General features: G+C 36.9%; 19 protein-coding genes and 1 pseudogene. 16 read left to right on the top strand and 4 right to left on the bottom strand.

Annotated elements, in window-relative coordinates; all coding sequences use genetic code 11:
* Nucleotides 1-122 precede the first annotated feature (122 nt).
* From QRE67_RS18195 to QRE67_RS18170, 6 genes are all read left to right on the top strand, one after another.
* Nucleotides 123-1,160 carry a CAP domain-containing protein gene (locus QRE67_RS18195; protein ID WP_286121630.1) on the top strand — a complete coding sequence of 346 codons (1,038 nt, stop codon included), beginning with the start codon at nucleotides 123-125 and terminating at the stop codon, nucleotides 1,158-1,160.
* A gap of 89 nt (nucleotides 1,161-1,249) precedes the next feature.
* Nucleotides 1,250-1,663: a YlbD family protein gene (locus QRE67_RS18190; RefSeq protein ID WP_286121629.1), complete on the top strand. Its 414-nt coding sequence runs from the start codon at nucleotides 1,250-1,252 to the stop codon at nucleotides 1,661-1,663.
* A 12-nt stretch (nucleotides 1,664-1,675) separates the two neighbouring features.
* Nucleotides 1,676-1,921, top strand: coding sequence for a YlbE-like family protein (locus tag QRE67_RS18185; protein ID WP_286121628.1), 246 nt, complete (start codon nucleotides 1,676-1,678; stop codon nucleotides 1,919-1,921).
* Between the two features lie 77 nt (nucleotides 1,922-1,998).
* On the top strand, nucleotides 1,999-2,571 hold the full coding sequence (locus tag QRE67_RS18180; protein WP_286121627.1) for a histidine phosphatase family protein: 573 nt from the start codon (nucleotides 1,999-2,001) through the stop codon (nucleotides 2,569-2,571).
* A 351-nt stretch (nucleotides 2,572-2,922) separates the two neighbouring features.
* Nucleotides 2,923-3,372, top strand: a complete 450-nt coding sequence (locus QRE67_RS18175) for a YlbF/YmcA family competence regulator (RefSeq protein WP_286121626.1) — start codon at nucleotides 2,923-2,925, stop codon at nucleotides 3,370-3,372.
* Between the two features lie 138 nt (nucleotides 3,373-3,510).
* Complete coding sequence (locus tag QRE67_RS18170) at nucleotides 3,511-3,777, top strand: YlbG family protein (RefSeq protein WP_286125315.1); 267 nt, start codon at nucleotides 3,511-3,513, stop codon at nucleotides 3,775-3,777.
* Nucleotides 3,778-4,016: 239 nt separating this feature from the next.
* Here QRE67_RS18170 and QRE67_RS18165 read toward each other — a convergent pair whose 3' ends face one another.
* Nucleotides 4,017-4,406, bottom strand: coding sequence for a DUF7147 family protein (locus QRE67_RS18165; RefSeq protein WP_286121625.1), 390 nt, complete (start codon nucleotides 4,404-4,406; stop codon nucleotides 4,017-4,019).
* A gap of 548 nt (nucleotides 4,407-4,954) precedes the next feature.
* Between QRE67_RS18165 and rsmD the strand changes: the two genes are divergently transcribed.
* Together rsmD and coaD are read left to right on the top strand one after the other, a co-directional pair.
* Nucleotides 4,955-5,530 carry a 16S rRNA (guanine(966)-N(2))-methyltransferase RsmD gene (rsmD, locus tag QRE67_RS18160; protein WP_286121624.1) on the top strand — a complete coding sequence of 192 codons (576 nt, stop codon included), beginning with the start codon at nucleotides 4,955-4,957 and terminating at the stop codon, nucleotides 5,528-5,530.
* Nucleotides 5,518-6,009: a pantetheine-phosphate adenylyltransferase gene (gene coaD / locus QRE67_RS18155; protein ID WP_286121623.1), complete on the top strand. Its 492-nt coding sequence runs from the start codon at nucleotides 5,518-5,520 to the stop codon at nucleotides 6,007-6,009. Before rsmD ends, coaD begins: the two co-directional genes overlap by 13 nt.
* Here the strand turns inward: coaD and spoVV are convergent.
* Nucleotides 6,001-7,233 (bottom strand): dipicolinic acid transporter SpoVV, encoded by a 1,233-nt coding sequence (gene spoVV / locus QRE67_RS18150; RefSeq protein ID WP_286121622.1) that lies wholly within the window; start codon nucleotides 7,231-7,233, stop codon nucleotides 6,001-6,003. The two genes, coaD and spoVV, sit on opposite strands and share 9 nt — an antisense overlap.
* Before the next feature lie 111 nt (nucleotides 7,234-7,344).
* On the opposite strand from spoVV, the gene QRE67_RS18145 reads away from it, so the two are divergent.
* Complete coding sequence (locus QRE67_RS18145) at nucleotides 7,345-8,136, top strand: patatin-like phospholipase family protein (protein ID WP_286121621.1); 792 nt, start codon at nucleotides 7,345-7,347, stop codon at nucleotides 8,134-8,136.
* The gene (locus tag QRE67_RS18140) at nucleotides 8,129-9,154 is read left to right on the top strand and encodes a SepM family pheromone-processing serine protease (protein WP_286121620.1); all 1,026 of its coding nucleotides are present in this window, start codon (nucleotides 8,129-8,131) and stop codon (nucleotides 9,152-9,154) included. Before QRE67_RS18145 ends, QRE67_RS18140 begins: the two co-directional genes overlap by 8 nt.
* A gap of 219 nt (nucleotides 9,155-9,373) precedes the next feature.
* Here the strand turns inward: QRE67_RS18140 and QRE67_RS18135 are convergent, their stop codons facing one another.
* The gene (locus tag QRE67_RS18135; protein ID WP_286125314.1) at nucleotides 9,374-10,615 is read right to left on the bottom strand and encodes a nucleotidyltransferase; all 1,242 of its coding nucleotides are present in this window, start codon (nucleotides 10,613-10,615) and stop codon (nucleotides 9,374-9,376) included.
* A gap of 153 nt (nucleotides 10,616-10,768) precedes the next feature.
* Between QRE67_RS18135 and QRE67_RS18130 the strand changes: the two genes are divergently transcribed.
* The 5 genes and pseudogenes from QRE67_RS18130 to QRE67_RS18110 all read left to right on the top strand — a co-directional run bounded on the left by QRE67_RS18130 (nucleotide 10,769) and on the right by QRE67_RS18110 (nucleotide 12,989).
* The gene (locus QRE67_RS18130; RefSeq protein ID WP_286121619.1) at nucleotides 10,769-11,278 is read left to right on the top strand and encodes a YceD family protein; all 510 of its coding nucleotides are present in this window, start codon (nucleotides 10,769-10,771) and stop codon (nucleotides 11,276-11,278) included.
* A gap of 62 nt (nucleotides 11,279-11,340) precedes the next feature.
* Entirely contained in the window at nucleotides 11,341-11,514 is a 174-nt protein-coding gene (gene rpmF / locus QRE67_RS18125) for a 50S ribosomal protein L32 (RefSeq protein WP_001984764.1), read from the top strand.
* A 161-nt stretch (nucleotides 11,515-11,675) separates the two neighbouring features.
* Nucleotides 11,676-12,080: pseudogene (locus QRE67_RS18120) on the top strand (enoyl-CoA hydratase/isomerase family protein).
* Nucleotides 12,064-12,381 (top strand): hypothetical protein, encoded by a 318-nt coding sequence (locus tag QRE67_RS18115; RefSeq protein WP_286121618.1) that lies wholly within the window; start codon nucleotides 12,064-12,066, stop codon nucleotides 12,379-12,381. The pseudogene QRE67_RS18120 and the gene QRE67_RS18115 overlap by 17 nt, the downstream one beginning before the upstream one ends.
* Before the next feature lie 86 nt (nucleotides 12,382-12,467).
* Complete coding sequence (locus tag QRE67_RS18110; protein ID WP_286121617.1) at nucleotides 12,468-12,989, top strand: RsfA family transcriptional regulator; 522 nt, start codon at nucleotides 12,468-12,470, stop codon at nucleotides 12,987-12,989.
* A 28-nt stretch (nucleotides 12,990-13,017) separates the two neighbouring features.
* Here the strand turns inward: QRE67_RS18110 and QRE67_RS18105 are convergent, their stop codons facing one another.
* Complete coding sequence (locus tag QRE67_RS18105) at nucleotides 13,018-13,491, bottom strand: N-acetyltransferase (RefSeq protein WP_286121616.1); 474 nt, start codon at nucleotides 13,489-13,491, stop codon at nucleotides 13,018-13,020.
* A gap of 337 nt (nucleotides 13,492-13,828) precedes the next feature.
* Between QRE67_RS18105 and QRE67_RS18100 the strand changes: the two genes are divergently transcribed.
* On the top strand, nucleotides 13,829-14,710 hold the full coding sequence (locus tag QRE67_RS18100; RefSeq protein ID WP_286121615.1) for a 2-dehydropantoate 2-reductase: 882 nt from the start codon (nucleotides 13,829-13,831) through the stop codon (nucleotides 14,708-14,710).
* The last annotated feature ends 49 nt before the right edge of the window (nucleotides 14,711-14,759 follow it).

The raw sequence follows: 14,759 nt of genomic DNA, 5'->3' as shown, positions 1-14,759 counted from the left end.
AAGGGAGAATCTCGGCTTTTTTCATAAAAATATGATATAGTGAAAATAATACGGTACACACAAAATAGAAGGAAAGTGTTTGTGTATATCTCAATTTGATGTTCGACCAGGAGGTATATCATTTGAAGAAGTTATTGCGTATCGTAATCATTACAATTTTTATTTTAGCGATTGACTTATACGGGAAATTACTCGTTTCGCAATATATATTACAACCATCTCATTCTAAGCAAGAACAGAAGATCGTTAAGAAAAAACAACAAACAAATGAAGGGTTTCCTGAGACGATTTCGCAATTAATAGGTGGGGATTCAGAAAACTTATTAGCGAAATGGGGAGAGCCTGCCCGAATTGAGCCTTCAGCGTATGGCTACGAATGGTGGATCTATAATCAGGATCTATCACGATATGTGCAGTTCGGTATTGCTGAACATAAAATTGTAACAGCTTATGCTGCTGGAGATCAAGTTGATATAGCGCCATTTCATATGAATGAAAAATATGAAGAAGTGTACAAAAAAAATCCATTCTCTCGTGAAATTTCCCTAAAAAAAGGAAGGAACAGCTACCAATTTGAATTGTCTGATACTGAAATTGTGGAACAACCACTTGTATCTATGGAAGAAGGTGGTTGGGCACAGTTATATTTTGATCATTTCACCCATGAGCTTGTTGGAATTCGTTATATGGATGATGGAATATTAGTTCAGCAAAGGCCATATCAGCTTGTGTATTCTGGAGAATTAACAACCGCACAGCCGCTGTCAGCAGAGAAAATGACGCAAGTAGAACATGGAAATATGCAACAAATTTTAGATTTGACAAACATTATTCGTAGTCGTCATCAATTGTCATTATTAACATGGGATCAACAAACAGCGGAAGTGGCATTTGGACATAGTAAAGATATGAAAGAGAATAATTATTTCTCGCATGACTCGCCAAAGTTTGGGGAATTAGGAGATCGATTACAACGTGGACAGGTAGCATTTCAACTTGCGGGTGAAAATATAGCAGCACAGCATAATGATGGAATTGCTGCGATGCATGGCTGGTTGAATAGTGAAGGACACCGGAAGAATTTGTTAAATGAACAATTTACTGAGTTAGGTGTCGGGGTGTATGATAAATTTTACACCCAAAATTTCATTCGAAAATAAGAAAAGGTGCATGAATCGTCTAAAAATAGGCGAACCATGTGCCTTTTTTTTCTTACAATATAGTAGATACATCTGAAGAGGTGAGGATTATGACAACAACGAAAGGGGCTTTACATCCTTCTGTTCAACAATTTAAAGAGTTTGTAAACCATCACCCTAAAATGGTTTATGATGTTCGAAAAGGTCAAAAAACATGGCAACAATTTTATGAGGAATGGTATTTGCTTGGAGAACAAGATGAAATGTGGAAGGCTTATAAAGCGGATGGAGAAGCGCTTGCTTCACCTGTACAAGAAAAAAGTGATGAAAAGACAGCTGATTTGATGGGACAAATGGTATCTTTTTTCAAAAAGTTAGATGCAGAGCAAATGCAGCAACATTTGGAAAATGTAACGAATGCGATTGGAAGTGTACAGCAAGTCATTCAGCAGTTTCAAGGAAATCGAACACAGACGCAGCAAAGAACTTCTGAAAATAATCCATTTTTCTTTCAAAAAGACTAGGAGGAAAAGAGGATGAGGACAGAACTTGTTGAATTTATAAAATCCAATGAAGATCTAGAACGCTATATTCGGGAACAACCATATTGGTATCGGAAATTGTCACGTAATCCAAAGGAAAAGGATGCATTTGAGCTAGCTGCATTACAGTATTTTAAAAAGACCATTCCAGATAAAGTAGCGAAATTCCAAAATCAATTAAGTGTCGCGTCTATTATGATTGACATGTTTCAATATATGAAACAGCAAAATACAACATAATTGGAAGGGAAAAATATGTCCGTCATGCGAAACTTTTGTTACAATAGAAACGGATTATTGAAAAAAGGAGTTACAACATGACGGAAATTTGTTTAGTACGACATGGACAAACTGATTGGAATTTTCAAGAGATTATTCAAGGGCGTGAAGATATTCCGCTAAATGAAGTAGGGAAAAGGCAAGCGAGTCAAAGTGCAGCTGCATTGCAAGCAGAGACATGGGATGTTATCATTAGCAGCCCCTTAATAAGAGCTCATGAAACGGCACAAGCGATTGCGAATGCTGTTGGGATTCATTCTATTCTTCTTGATGAGCGTTTTGTAGAGAGGGATTTTGGAGAAGCTTCTGGAAAACCTGTTCCTACAGTTCGACAACTTATTGCAGATGGAAATGTAGAAGATATGGAAACAGATGAAGAAATCGTAGCTCGTTGTTTTGAGGCTTTGCAAGATGTTGCTCAAAAGCATACGGGTAAGCGGATTATTGTAGTTGCACATTCTCATGCGATTAAAGCGATTTTACATGCGATCTCACCGAATGAGATTACATTTAAAACTCCATTAAAAAATGCATGTATTAGTTATGTAAAAGAGAATGATGGGAAATGGGATGTTCTACAATATAACATTGCGGAACATATTTGTCTGTAATATATTCGATAAGAGTCCGATTGGTTTAAATTCCATAAGTGGGGATAAAGCCTCCACTTATGGAATTTTCATTATATACCACTCTACGGGTGAGTGAACCCTTATGGATAGAAGTTCTATTTTATCCCGCTATTCGCGGGCAATAATACCCCCACCTTAAAATCCAGCAAAAAGCAAAGAAGTTAGGTGGGGGATAAACTGCCCGTAAAAGCCCGATTGGTGAGGGCTAATGATCAGTGGGGGATGAAAAAACCCTCCACTGATCAAAGTTTCACTTTATGTGTGAGTAAAGTAGTGAAATTAGTAGTTCTGTTTTAAATATGTTATGATGAATACTCGGAGGTGTCTCTCATGATCGTAGCGACGCTTGAAGGCGTAATGATTTTAGACAAGGCAGAACAGCTTGCGAAAGCAGTTGTTTGTTCAGATATAGCAGAGAGTTATCGCGAGTGTTATAAGGCATTACAGGAAGATCGAGAAGCTCAAACATTAATTGGTCAATTTACAGCGATGAAAGAGCGATATGAAGAAGTGCAACGCTTTGGAAAATATCATCCTGATTATACTTTTGTTTCAACAAATATGCGCGAACTAAAGCGCTCTGTGGATTTGCATGAAAAGATAGCTGCTTTTAAAAAGGCAGAAAATACTTTACAAAAATTATTAGATGAAGTCAGTGTAGCGATTGGTTCTCAAGTATCATCTGCTATTAAAGTGCCAACGGGAAATCCGTTCTTTGACGCAGGTGGCTGCGGAGGCGGCTGTGGCTCTGGTGGCGGTTGTGGTTGTAAGGCGGGGTGATGTGCCCCGTTTTTTAGGATATTGAAGAAAACGTATACAGAAGGTTGTTCTACAATGTACTATAATTTCACAAATTTCTGATTGCTGTTTATACGATACAAGAATACAAGCATATAAAAGGAGAAGATGGAGAAGATTATGTTCGGGCAACGACAAAGTATGATTGTTTATTTACATTCATTGAAACATGCTAAGATTTTAAGGAAATATGGTAATATTCATTACATATCAAAGCGGTTTAAATATGCAGTTGTATATTGTGACATGGAACAAATAGAGCACATGATGCAAAAGTTAAATAAGCTTCCTTTTGTAAAAAAAATAGAGCCGTCGTATCGCCCGTTTTTAAAAACGGAATTTGAGAATTCACGACCGGATCGTGCGAAAGAATACGATTATAGTTAAATAGAAAAGCCCCCACCGTGATTGGTGGGGGCTTTTCTATAGTCTAGCATGAACAGACAAGAGTTCGATTAGTGAGGGCTAACCTTCAGCTGAGAAACATACTGAAGGAAGTTTCACTTTACCCCGCTCAAACGGTTGGTAAGAAGCGAGGGCAGGGAGATGAAGCAAACCAACCGTAAGAGCCCGATTGGTTCAACTAATCATTCGCAAGAACCCCGTTTGCGAATGGAAGTTTCACTTTACCGCATCGGTGGAATGAAATGATTCATTCGTAAAATACCGATGAGATGATTAAAATATAGTTCCTTTTCTGGAAAAATTGTAGAAGGTTTTACAGTGAAAGAAGTAACTTTCTTTCCGATTTGCTCAGCAGTTTCTTCAAATAAAACAATGCGTTTGCTTTTTTTATCTTCAAGTACAGGAATTCCCTCGCGGCATATGTATAGTGGCTGGAAATCACCGCTTGTTGTCGGATTAAGAATAACAGCAAGAGAACATACTGTTTTTTCATTTTTTGTTGTTTGAAATTGCAACATATGTGATACACGATCCTTATTTGCTTTTGCAATTTCAAGTAATTCATATAAATCGGAGTATCCTTCTCCTAGTTCAATAAAACGTTGAATCATATCTTTTCCTCCTCTTTCTTTTACTGTATCATTTCATTTTTAAAATGAAAAGCAAGCAAAGAAAAAAACCCTGCAAAGCAGGGCCCTTCTTACACTAGTATATACTAGCAAGAAGGAAAAGGGAGAGGAGAAACCGGAGGAAGAACTTATGGGGAAACGTAAGTCTTCTCCGCGGTTGGCAACAACATCGAAGGTGATGTTGTTATATTTATTTATGTCCAATCTATTTGAAGATATACATAGTGAAATTAAATTTTATCGTAGGCTTTTTATTTTTCTTTCTTATATTTTATGATAGGATAAAAAAGATGAATATACACATGGGATTACTGAAAGAAAATTGTACGATGAAAAGGTAGTTTTTCAGTGAAATAAAGTGGGTTTTATTTTAGTGGGAACTGACTTTTCTCTGTAGTACGAATGGAAGTTGATTATCCCTTGATAAAGAAAAATAATTCCTGAAAGTAGGGAGTTTGATAGCGGTTACGAGAATGGATATTCGTTTGCAATAATCGCTCGATAGATTGAAATGAAGGTAGTGACAACAGATGAGAGTAGTTTCTGGGAAATGTAAAGGACACCCTTTGAAAGCTGTACCAGGCAATACAACGCGTCCAACAACAGATAAAGTAAAAGAAGCAATTTTTAATATGATCGGTCCTTATTTTGAAGGCGGAACCGCACTTGATTTATTTGGAGGCAGCGGTGGGCTTGGGATTGAAGCGCTTAGCAGAGGGATTGACAAAGCTATTTTTGTTGATCGTGATAACAAAGCGATAAAGGTAATCCATCAAAATTTAGAAAGTTGTAAGGTACACGATCAAGCTGAAGTGTATAGAAATGATGCAGAGCGTGCTGTAAAGGCGTTGATTAAACGTGAATTGTCATTTGATCTTATATTGTTAGATCCACCGTATAAAGATCAAAAAATTATTTCTTTGATCGGTGTAATGGAACAGCATGGTTTACTAAACGATGATGGTTTAATTATGGCTGAGCATGAAGACGATGTAATCTTACCGGATACAATAGGAAGACTTGTAAAGGTAAGAGCTGAAAATTATGGTATTACTGCAATTTCGATTTATAAGCATGAAGGTGAGGGGACCGAATGGCAAGCATAGCAATTTCTTCAGGAAGTTTTGATCCGATTACTCTGGGGCATTTGGATATTATTAAAAGAGGCGCAAAGGTATTTGATGAAGTATATGTTGTTGTTTTAAATAATTCGTCCAAGAAACCGTTCTTTTCCGTGGAAGAACGCTTAGAATTAATTCGAGAAGCAATAAAAGATATTCCAAATGTAAAAGTTGACTCACATAGTGGATTGTTAGTTGAATATGCGAAAATGCGTAATGCGAACGCAATTTTACGTGGTTTACGTGCGGTGTCTGATTTTGAATATGAGATGCAAATTACATCAATGAATCGTAAGTTAGATGAAGATATTGAAACATTTTTTATCATGACAAATAATCAATATTCATTTTTAAGTTCAAGCATTGTAAAAGAAGTGGCTCGCTATGGTGGAAATGTAGCGGGTCTTGTTCCTCCTGTTGTAGAGCGTGCTTTAAAAGAAAAGTTTAAAACCCCGTTAAGATGAACGGGGTTTTTCTTTATTCATAAGGCGTAAGAATAATAAAGTCACATATAGATATAAACAAAATAGTGTAAAAGCAGGACCGTAAGTGATTAATAAATCCCACCCCTTTAAAAAGACGGAAGAATGATTGGATAAAAAAACAGGAACATCTTCTTGGTTGGGTGAAAAAGAATGCAGGTTTTCATAAAGTGGTTTCCAAAATATAAGTGTAAAGATAGGTGCGAGAATACTTTGTATAATTCGTGCAAAGAAGTACGGTTTAAAGCGAATATCAGTCTCTGCTAAAATACTTGCGACTTGAGCTTGGATAGAAAGGCCGCTAAATGCGAGTATAAAGCTTGTTACCATTGCTTGTTCGAGGATTGTAGTCTGATTGATTTGGCTAATCATTTGGCTTCCAAGTGTCATTTCGAAAAGACCCGATAAGATGGGCGTGCTAAAATGTGGTGAAATTTGGAAGAATATTAAAAGTTGTTGCATAATAAAAGAAAGAGCCGCTGTGACTTGAAAGACAGTAATCATTTTACTTAAAACGGAGAATAAAATAATAAATCCGCCAATCATAAGCAATGTTTGAATAGAGGATATAATAGCATCACCAAGTAATTTTCCAATCGGTCTTTTTTCTTGTAACCGTGTTTCATGAAGAATAGAAAATGCGTGTTGTAATGGACGTTTTTGTATGCGTTTTTCTGTTTTTATGTACTTTGTTTTGTTGCCGTAAAAACGCATGAGTAAACCGACTGCAAAGTTGCTAATATAATGAGCTGCGGCTAATATAAGACCTAATCTTGGATTGTTAAAAAAACCGATTGAAACAGCACCGAAAATAAATAATGGATTGGAAGAATTTGTGAATGATACGAGGCGCTCTGCTTCAGTTTGTGTCAGTTGATTACTTTGACGGAGCCTGGCACTTAGTTTTGCGCCTGCTGGAAAGCCAGAAGCCATTCCCATGGCCCAAACAAATCCACCAATGCCAGGCACACGAAAAAGCGGGCGCATGAGAGGTTCTAATAGTATACCAATAAACTTCACAACACCTATACTAATTAATAGCTCTGCAACAATAAAAAAAGGCAGTAGTGAAGGAAACACAACTTCCCACCATATATTTAATCCGCGAATAGAAGATTGTAAGGCGGCTTGGGGATGAAGTACGAGAGAAAATGTTAGAAACATCATAGCTATGGTGAGAAAAGCTGTTTTCCATTTTTCATACATTTTGTCGTATCCCCCTTTGTCCCAAAACGTTCATTTCAGTATACGTGGATACATGGCGAGTTTAGACCATAAGTATGAAAAGAGAGTGAAAAATTTTTGAGGGTGAGAGAAATGAAAGAACCGAAAATTGGTTTAGCTCTTGGGTCTGGAGGTGCGAAAGGCTTCGCACATATCGGCGTAATTAAAGTATTACGAGAGGCGAACATTCCAATTCATATGATTGCTGGAAGCAGTATGGGGGCATTAATCGGTACTTTTTATGCAGCAAGTTGTAACGTAGAGAGGCTCTATCGTATGGCGACATTATTTAAACGAAAGTATTATTTAGATTTTACTGTGCCTAAAATGGGATTTATTTCTGGAAAACGTGTAAAAGATATGATTAAAATGTTTACATATAATAAAAAATTAGAAGAGTTAGATATCCCAACTGCAGTTGTGGCCACTGACATTTTAAAGGGGGAAAAGGTTGTATTTACAAGCGGTTCTATTGCGGATGCCGTGAGAGCGAGTATTTCTGTTCCAGGCGTATTTGTACCAGAGAAAATAGACGGTCGGTTATTAGTGGACGGTGGAGTCATTGATCGTATTCCTGTATCTGTCGTAAAAGAGCTGGGTGCTGATATTGTGATTGCTGTAGATGTATCGCCTATTAAAGTGAATGGAGAAGTTACATCCATTTATGATGTCATTATGCAGAGTATTGAAATTATGCAACATGAACTTGTTGTCAATCGGCAAATTGCTTCAGATTTAATGATGCGTCCAGCAGTAGAACAGTTTAGTTCTCGTGCTTTTACAAATATTGAAGATATTATTCGAGTTGGAGAAGAAGAGGCAGAAGGACATATTCATGCAATTTACTTATTAATTGAGCAGTGGAAGGAGAAAAATAATGTTTAAGCGGTTTCGGTTTGTATATGCACTTTTAATTGGGGTTATATTAGCAATGCTACTTGTGTATGTCCGCCTTCCATACTATATTACAAAACCAGGTATGGCAGAAAAGTTAGAACCATATGTACAAGTTGATGGTGGAACTAAAGAATCAGGAGACTTTATGCTCGTAACGGTTTCAATGGGACGTGCAAATGTTGTGAATTTTTTATCCGCAAAATTTAATAAATATAATCAAATTTTTAAGGAAGAAGAGATTTTACAACAAAATGAAAGTGATGAAGACTATCAATTTCGCCAAGTATACGCGATGAAAGATTCTCAAAATGCAGCGATTTATAATGCATACAAGCGGGCGAATCGTTCTGTTTCATTCCAAAATAAAGGGGTATTAGTAGCTGGAATTACAAAAAATATGCCTGCGGAAGGAAAACTAAAACTTGGAGATGTTATTGTAGCTGTTGATGGGCAATCTTTTGAAACAGCGGAGCAATTTATTGCGTATATGAAAGGAAAAAAAGAAGGCGAAGCAGTAAATATTGAATACGTGCGGGATAAGAAGTCGCATACAGAAAAACTAACATTAAAACCAATTCCTGAAGATAAGAGTCGTGCGGGAATCGGGGTTTCTATTATTACTGATAAAGAATTAACAGTCGATCCAAAAGTGAAAATTGATGCAAATGATATTGGGGGTCCTTCTGCTGGATTAATGTTTACGCTTGAAATTTATAACCAGCTTGTAAAAGAGGATATGACAAAAGGTCATGAAATTGCTGGAACAGGAACAATCAATGAAAAAGGAGAAATAGGTCCAATTGGTGGTATCCAACAAAAAGTAGTTGCCGCTCATGATGCAGGAGCAGAAATATTCTTTGCTCCAAATGAAAAAGGGGCACCGAAATCGAATTATAAGGAAGCGGTCATAGCAGCTAAAGATATTAAAACAAAGATGAAAATTGTGCCGGTAGATACGCTGGATGATGCACTAGCATACTTAGAAAAAATGACAGAAAAAAAATAAAACCTCTCGTTTTAGAGAGGTTTTTTTATGTAGTGAATAAGATGAGTATATAGGGATAAAGAAAAATATGTTATTCAGCTTACATTAGCTATAAGAACGTTCTCGTCGAGGTTGTGGAGCCCTGAGCCCTGGAGTCTAATTGGATCAAATGAGCCAACAGAGAGGGCGTAGGGCTCGCTCAGGGGGAATAAAGTTCACTTAACAAGGAGAGATTTCATTTTATAGAAATTTTCCGGTTGTTTCATCATATCGAATGGGATGATGTGTGATGTCTTTTTTTATCATTTCGGTCCGCAAAGGTTCTTGTAGGATAGAAAAATAAACAGCGTTCGCTTTTCGTTCTATATCTAGAATAGGATGCTGGAATGTCTTTGTATGAGAAAGAAGTGGCAGCTCCATTTTCTTTTTGCTATTTGAAATATAGGTTTGTCCTTTTTGAGACATCCCCAGTAGACGAACGTATGCTGCATGCTCTTGTATGTTTGCTTGTTCAATTTCTTCTTTTGTCGTATATGTTAAAATATGTGTACATGCTCGCTGCAGCCTGGTCCATGTATAACGCTTCGTTTTTAATGCTTCCATAAATGAAAGAAATGACGAGGTACCTTGCATTTTAGATAAAATACGATGTTCCAATCCTTCCTCGATTTCATATATATGTTGTAGTTCGGATGGAGACATTGTCATAAGCTTATATTTTAAGAATGGGAAATATTTTTCCCAATTATGTAGACAGTGATATGTATGTTTATATTGCTCTAAAAGAGCGGCGGTGCTGTTTGGTACAAATGGATAAATGGCTGTAAATGAGCCATTTTCACTAAATAATTCCTTCCGGATACTTGTTGCACTTGCAATGCGCTCGTCTTGAAAAGTTTCATCGTGATAATGAGAAGCAAAGCGCTTTATTGTATGCGCCTTTATTGTGCTTTTTTGTGAAAGGATAGCGTCAATATAATGTAAGCCTAATATGTTGTTTGGTTGAGACATATCAACGGTAGCTATGCTTTGCTTGATGTGTGAAAAAGCTTCAGAAGTTGCTTTTGCATAACTATTTCCCGCTTTCATAAATTGCTGCACAAAATGATTAAAATTATCTTGTTCTTTTTGGCGTAAAGAGAGTGTGTTATAAAAGTTTTGGATATGTCCATTTTCACTGCCAAAGCAAATATCAGAGACACCAAGAGCTTCTAAAATAGAAACGGCTCCGTTTGCAAATGTTTCAGCTTTTTGCGTTGCAAATGTATAGGGGAGTTCGACGACGAGATCAACGCCGCCTGCTAATGCCATCTTTGTACGATACCATTTTGATAAGAGTGCTGGCTCGCCGCGCTGTAAAAAAGCTCCGCTCATGACAGCGATGATAATGTCAGCTTGTGTTAACTTTTTTGTTTGTTGCACATGATAAGCATGACCGTTATGAAATGGGTTATATTCAACAACAATACCGCTAGCCTTTATGATAATCTCTCCTTTCGATGTAGCATCTTTTCTCAAAACATGATAATCTATATATTATTTCCTATAATGACTTCATTATAGTGTAAAGAAAAAACATTGACAAATATAAAATGGCTAGCTATAATTTTGTTTGTTGCCTTGAGGTGATATGATATGAAATGGTCCATCCATCAATTAAACAAATTAAGAAATACAGGATTGACATTGGATGAGATGGTAGATGTAAGTGAGCTAAAAGAAGTCGAGAAAGATATTCGTGAAATTAAACCTGTTCATGTAACAGGTAGAGTTGATTTTGGCTCCAACAAGTTTACGTTTCATCTACATATAACTGGAAGCATGGTCTTGCCATGTTCTCGCTCTTTAGTAGATGTAACATTACCATTTGACATGAAAACAATTGAGGTGTTTCAAACTTCCGCAGAAGCAGCAGAAGAGTATGAAACGGAAGCGGAAATCCATCGTTTAGAAGGAGAAGTACTTGACTTACTCCCTATAATCAAGGAAAATATACTTTTGGAGATTCCAATGCAAATTTTCAGTGATGATGTTTCCGGTGGAGCACCGTCGAAAGGTCAAGACTGGCAAGTGATTTCGGAGAAAAACGAAGAAAAGACTGTTGATCCAAGGTTAGCAGGACTTGCAAAGTTTTTTGACAAATAATCGGAAGACTGGTTCAGGCCTTCAATATGAAAATAACTTTTTCTTTTAAGGAGGTGGGAAGAATGGCTGTACCTTTTAGAAGAACTTCTAAAACAGTAAAAAGAAAGCGTCGTACGCATTTCAAATTATCAGTACCTGGTATGGTAGAGTGCCCAAGCTGTGGTGAAGCGAAATTAGCTCACCGTGTATGTAAAGCATGCGGTACTTACAAAGGTAAAGAAGTAATCAGCAAGTAATTGCGGAAATAAACGCAGAAGATATTCTTCTGCGTTTATTTTTTTTGTCTTTTTTTCCTATTAGACGAAAGAGGCGGTAGTTTTTCATTCTTCTCGAACATAATTTTGTGAGGTGAAAGGAGAAATGAAATGTGACGAAGTTTCTCATAGAACGCAGAGAAATGGATATTGTTTGGGTTACATTAAATCGCCCTGAACATCTTGACTATGAGATGATGAATGATTTAGAACATGCTCTGCAAGAAATAAGACGGGATATGAAAATAAAAGGTGTTGTAATAACAGGGAATGGAAGGCCGTTTTGCTCAGGGGGGATTTAGAGGCGTTTCACAGGCTGCAAACAGAGGAAAAGGCTTATGTAATGCTTAGAGTGAATGGGAAGGGTTTTGTAGGGAATTACGACGCTTCTTGTGCCTGCAATAGCATTTCTAAATGGAGCGGCAGTTGGAGGCGGATGTGAACTTGCTGCGGCATGTGATTATCGTTTTGCTTCTAAGGATGCGATCATTGGTTTTATACAGGGAAATTTAGGAATCATAACAGGGCGGGGTGGCCATACTGCATGAGAAAGTTCGATACGATCAGGCCATGACTTTACTTTGCTCAGCACGTCGCTTTTCTGCCGAGAAAGCACGCAATTCTGGATTTATACATGAGATATTTGAAGGTAAGGTAAAGAAGATATGTCAGTTAGGGGAGATGTTAATTCCAAGCGCAAAAGTGCAAAGAGCATATAAGGCTGTTGTGATTAGAAAGTGGAGAGAAAATAACTTAAGAGAGCGGATGGAAGAAGAAATAACAGAATGTGCACGTTTATGGGAATCCGAAGCGCATAGTCAGGCTATTGCAATGCTTGAAAAGAAATAGAAAAATATATTCTTTGCATGTTGATATTCTATCTTTTCTAGTAACTGCATATGTTTAATAAAAAATGCATAAGGAGGACTAGAAGGATGGCGACAACAAGACAAGATGCATGGACTGATGATGAAGATTTACTTCTGGCAGAAGTAGTACTCCGGCATATTCGCGAAGGTGGAACGCAGCTGTCTGCTTTTAAAGAGGTAGGCAGAAATTTATCTCGTACACCTGCAGCCTGTGGATTTCGATGGAATTCTTACGTTAGAAAGCAATATAAGGAACGTATTGAAGAGGCGAAACAAATACGAAAAATAGAAAATTATGATGTGCAGCAACCGAAAAAAACAGAGTTTCCTTCAGTATCCATTACATTAAACGATGTCATTGTCTTTTTGCAAAAATATAAAGAAGAAAAAGAGTCAAAAGAATTACAGCAAAAAATTGAATTGTTACAAAAAGAAAAAGAATGGCTTCTTAAGCGCTTATCTGTATATGAGGAAGAATATCGTACTTTACTGGATTACATTGATAGAAAAAGAAATGTGATGGTACTAGAAACAAAAGAAAGAGATGCTATTCATGAGCATGAAATGTTAGAAAAAGTGAAAAAATAAAAACGGCTGTTATACAGCTGTTTTTATTTTAAGCAGATTCTTCGTTTGTAACCGCATTCACATTAGCTTCTGGATACCAAATATAAAATTCTTGATCAGCGGTTGGTGCATTTTTGAAATTTAGTTTATCCCAAAATGCAGCGGATTGAACACGAGCTATAGTTTTAATTGGAAATTGTAGTTGCTTTGCATAACTAACGAGCATTTTGCCAAAACCTTGTTTTTGATAAGTTGGCAATACTTCAAGTTTAGAAAGCTCTACGTAAGGTCCGGTGATTTCGAGATTCGCTTCACCATGTCTCCTCATGTACAAGCTCATACGTGCGATGAGAGATCCTCCGTAGTAAATTCCGTAAAATGGAGATTCGCTATCATTTTCAATAATATTTGATTGTAACTCTTCAAACATAGATAGCTCTTGAGCGCCACAGCCTTTAAATTTTTTAAATTCTTCTAATGTTTTATAATTGATGAGCAAGCGCTCGACTTTTGGGAAAGTCATTTTATCACATCCTTTTCTCGTCTTGAAAATAAAGAAAAGTATAAATATTTTCAATTATATTATAACTCATTTTTTCACTTTTATGAATAGAATAGAATGTTTCTTTCGTTATTTTTAAAAAAAATTTGCTACACTAGTCCTATAAAGTGAAACTTTTATCGGTATGGCGATTATGAAATGGAATTGTTACTCGGCAGATTGTGAGTTAGAAGAAACGAAAAAATCATCGAAAGTACTACAGCATGATGAATGGAGAGGAGGAAGTCAGGAGACTTAGGGCAGATTGTGAGGCTTTGCCTTTCACACGATTAGCCCGGGGGCTCTGGCGTGAGTAGAGATGAAAATTGGAGTTGTTGGTCCAGGGGCAATTGGCCTTCTTTTTGCGTTTTATCTAAAAAAGAATAAACAGGACGTTACATTGTATACAAGAACGATAGAACAAGCTGAAAAATTAATGAAGGTTGGTGTAACTTGTTTTCGGCATGGAAAAACGGAAACAGTATTTCCGGATGTTATGCCTTTAGAGAAAGTGGCAGATGATCGAGTGGATTATATGTTTGTTGCTGTGAAACAATATCACTTAGAATATGTACTGCCTTTTATAAAAGGGCAGCAGCGGCTTGTTTTTTTACAAAATGGGATGTCTCACCTTCATCTATTTCAAAAGATGAAGCATGAAAACGTAGCGGTTGGTATCGTAGAGCATGGTGCGAAGAAGGAAAATGATGATACAGTACACCATACAGGAGTAGGAGTTACAAAGTTTGGATTGGTTCGTGGCGACAAGGCACAATTTGAATCGTTATTTCATTGTTTTTCCTCAGAATTGTTTCCACTTCAGATTGAAGAGGATTGGAAAAGCACAATGTGTAATAAACTGATAGTAAACGTTTGTATTAATCCGCTAACAGCTTTATTTGGCGTGCAGAATGGAGAATTGTTAACGAATCCATTCTTTTATAAAGTGATGGAGCAAGTATTTCAGGAAGTTATTTTTCTTGTAGAAGAGGAGAAAAAGGAAGAGTTGTGGCAATTCGTTTGTAACGTATGTGAAAGTACATCGAGTAATATCTCCTCTATGTTAGCTGATGTGAAGAATCATCGAAAAACGGAAATTGATGCGATTATCGGTTATACGATAGGGGAAGCTGAGAAGCAACAAAAGCAAGTTCCCATACTTCAATTTTTGTATCATTCGATAAAGGGATTAGAAGTATAAGAGATATTCTTTGCTTTTGCATCAAACATTGACTACAATGTGGGTTGGT

Source organism: Bacillus sp. DX3.1, from assembly GCF_030292155.1.
Lineage (GTDB): Bacteria > Bacillota > Bacilli > Bacillales > Bacillaceae_G > Bacillus_A.
Note: the sequence above shows the minus strand (reverse complement) of the source record. Positions and strands in the feature narration are given on the sequence as shown.

What these genes read in the sequence shown, in the direction of transcription:
- QRE67_RS18140 (WP_286121620.1), top strand. Translation starts at nt 8,129, where the DNA reads ATGTTTAAGCGGTTTCGGTTTGTATATGCACTTTTAATTGGGGTTATA.
- QRE67_RS18105 (WP_286121616.1), bottom strand. Translation starts at nt 13,491, where the DNA reads ATGACTTTCCCAAAAGTCGAGCGCTTGCTCATCAATTATAAAACATTA.
- QRE67_RS18145 (WP_286121621.1), top strand. Translation starts at nt 7,345, where the DNA reads ATGAAAGAACCGAAAATTGGTTTAGCTCTTGGGTCTGGAGGTGCGAAA.
- QRE67_RS18170 (WP_286125315.1), top strand. Translation starts at nt 3,511, where the DNA reads ATGTTCGGGCAACGACAAAGTATGATTGTTTATTTACATTCATTGAAA.
- QRE67_RS18180 (WP_286121627.1), top strand. Translation starts at nt 1,999, where the DNA reads ATGACGGAAATTTGTTTAGTACGACATGGACAAACTGATTGGAATTTT.
- QRE67_RS18130 (WP_286121619.1), top strand. Translation starts at nt 10,769, where the DNA reads ATGAAATGGTCCATCCATCAATTAAACAAATTAAGAAATACAGGATTG.
- rsmD (WP_286121624.1), top strand. Translation starts at nt 4,955, where the DNA reads ATGAGAGTAGTTTCTGGGAAATGTAAAGGACACCCTTTGAAAGCTGTA.
- QRE67_RS18110 (WP_286121617.1), top strand. Translation starts at nt 12,468, where the DNA reads ATGGCGACAACAAGACAAGATGCATGGACTGATGATGAAGATTTACTT.
- QRE67_RS18100 (WP_286121615.1), top strand. Translation starts at nt 13,829, where the DNA reads ATGAAAATTGGAGTTGTTGGTCCAGGGGCAATTGGCCTTCTTTTTGCG.
- coaD (WP_286121623.1), top strand. Translation starts at nt 5,518, where the DNA reads ATGGCAAGCATAGCAATTTCTTCAGGAAGTTTTGATCCGATTACTCTG.
- spoVV (WP_286121622.1), bottom strand. Translation starts at nt 7,233, where the DNA reads ATGTATGAAAAATGGAAAACAGCTTTTCTCACCATAGCTATGATGTTT.
- QRE67_RS18185 (WP_286121628.1), top strand. Translation starts at nt 1,676, where the DNA reads ATGAGGACAGAACTTGTTGAATTTATAAAATCCAATGAAGATCTAGAA.
- QRE67_RS18175 (WP_286121626.1), top strand. Translation starts at nt 2,923, where the DNA reads ATGATCGTAGCGACGCTTGAAGGCGTAATGATTTTAGACAAGGCAGAA.
- QRE67_RS18190 (WP_286121629.1), top strand. Translation starts at nt 1,250, where the DNA reads ATGACAACAACGAAAGGGGCTTTACATCCTTCTGTTCAACAATTTAAA.
- QRE67_RS18165 (WP_286121625.1), bottom strand. Translation starts at nt 4,406, where the DNA reads ATGATTCAACGTTTTATTGAACTAGGAGAAGGATACTCCGATTTATAT.
- rpmF (WP_001984764.1), top strand. Translation starts at nt 11,341, where the DNA reads ATGGCTGTACCTTTTAGAAGAACTTCTAAAACAGTAAAAAGAAAGCGT.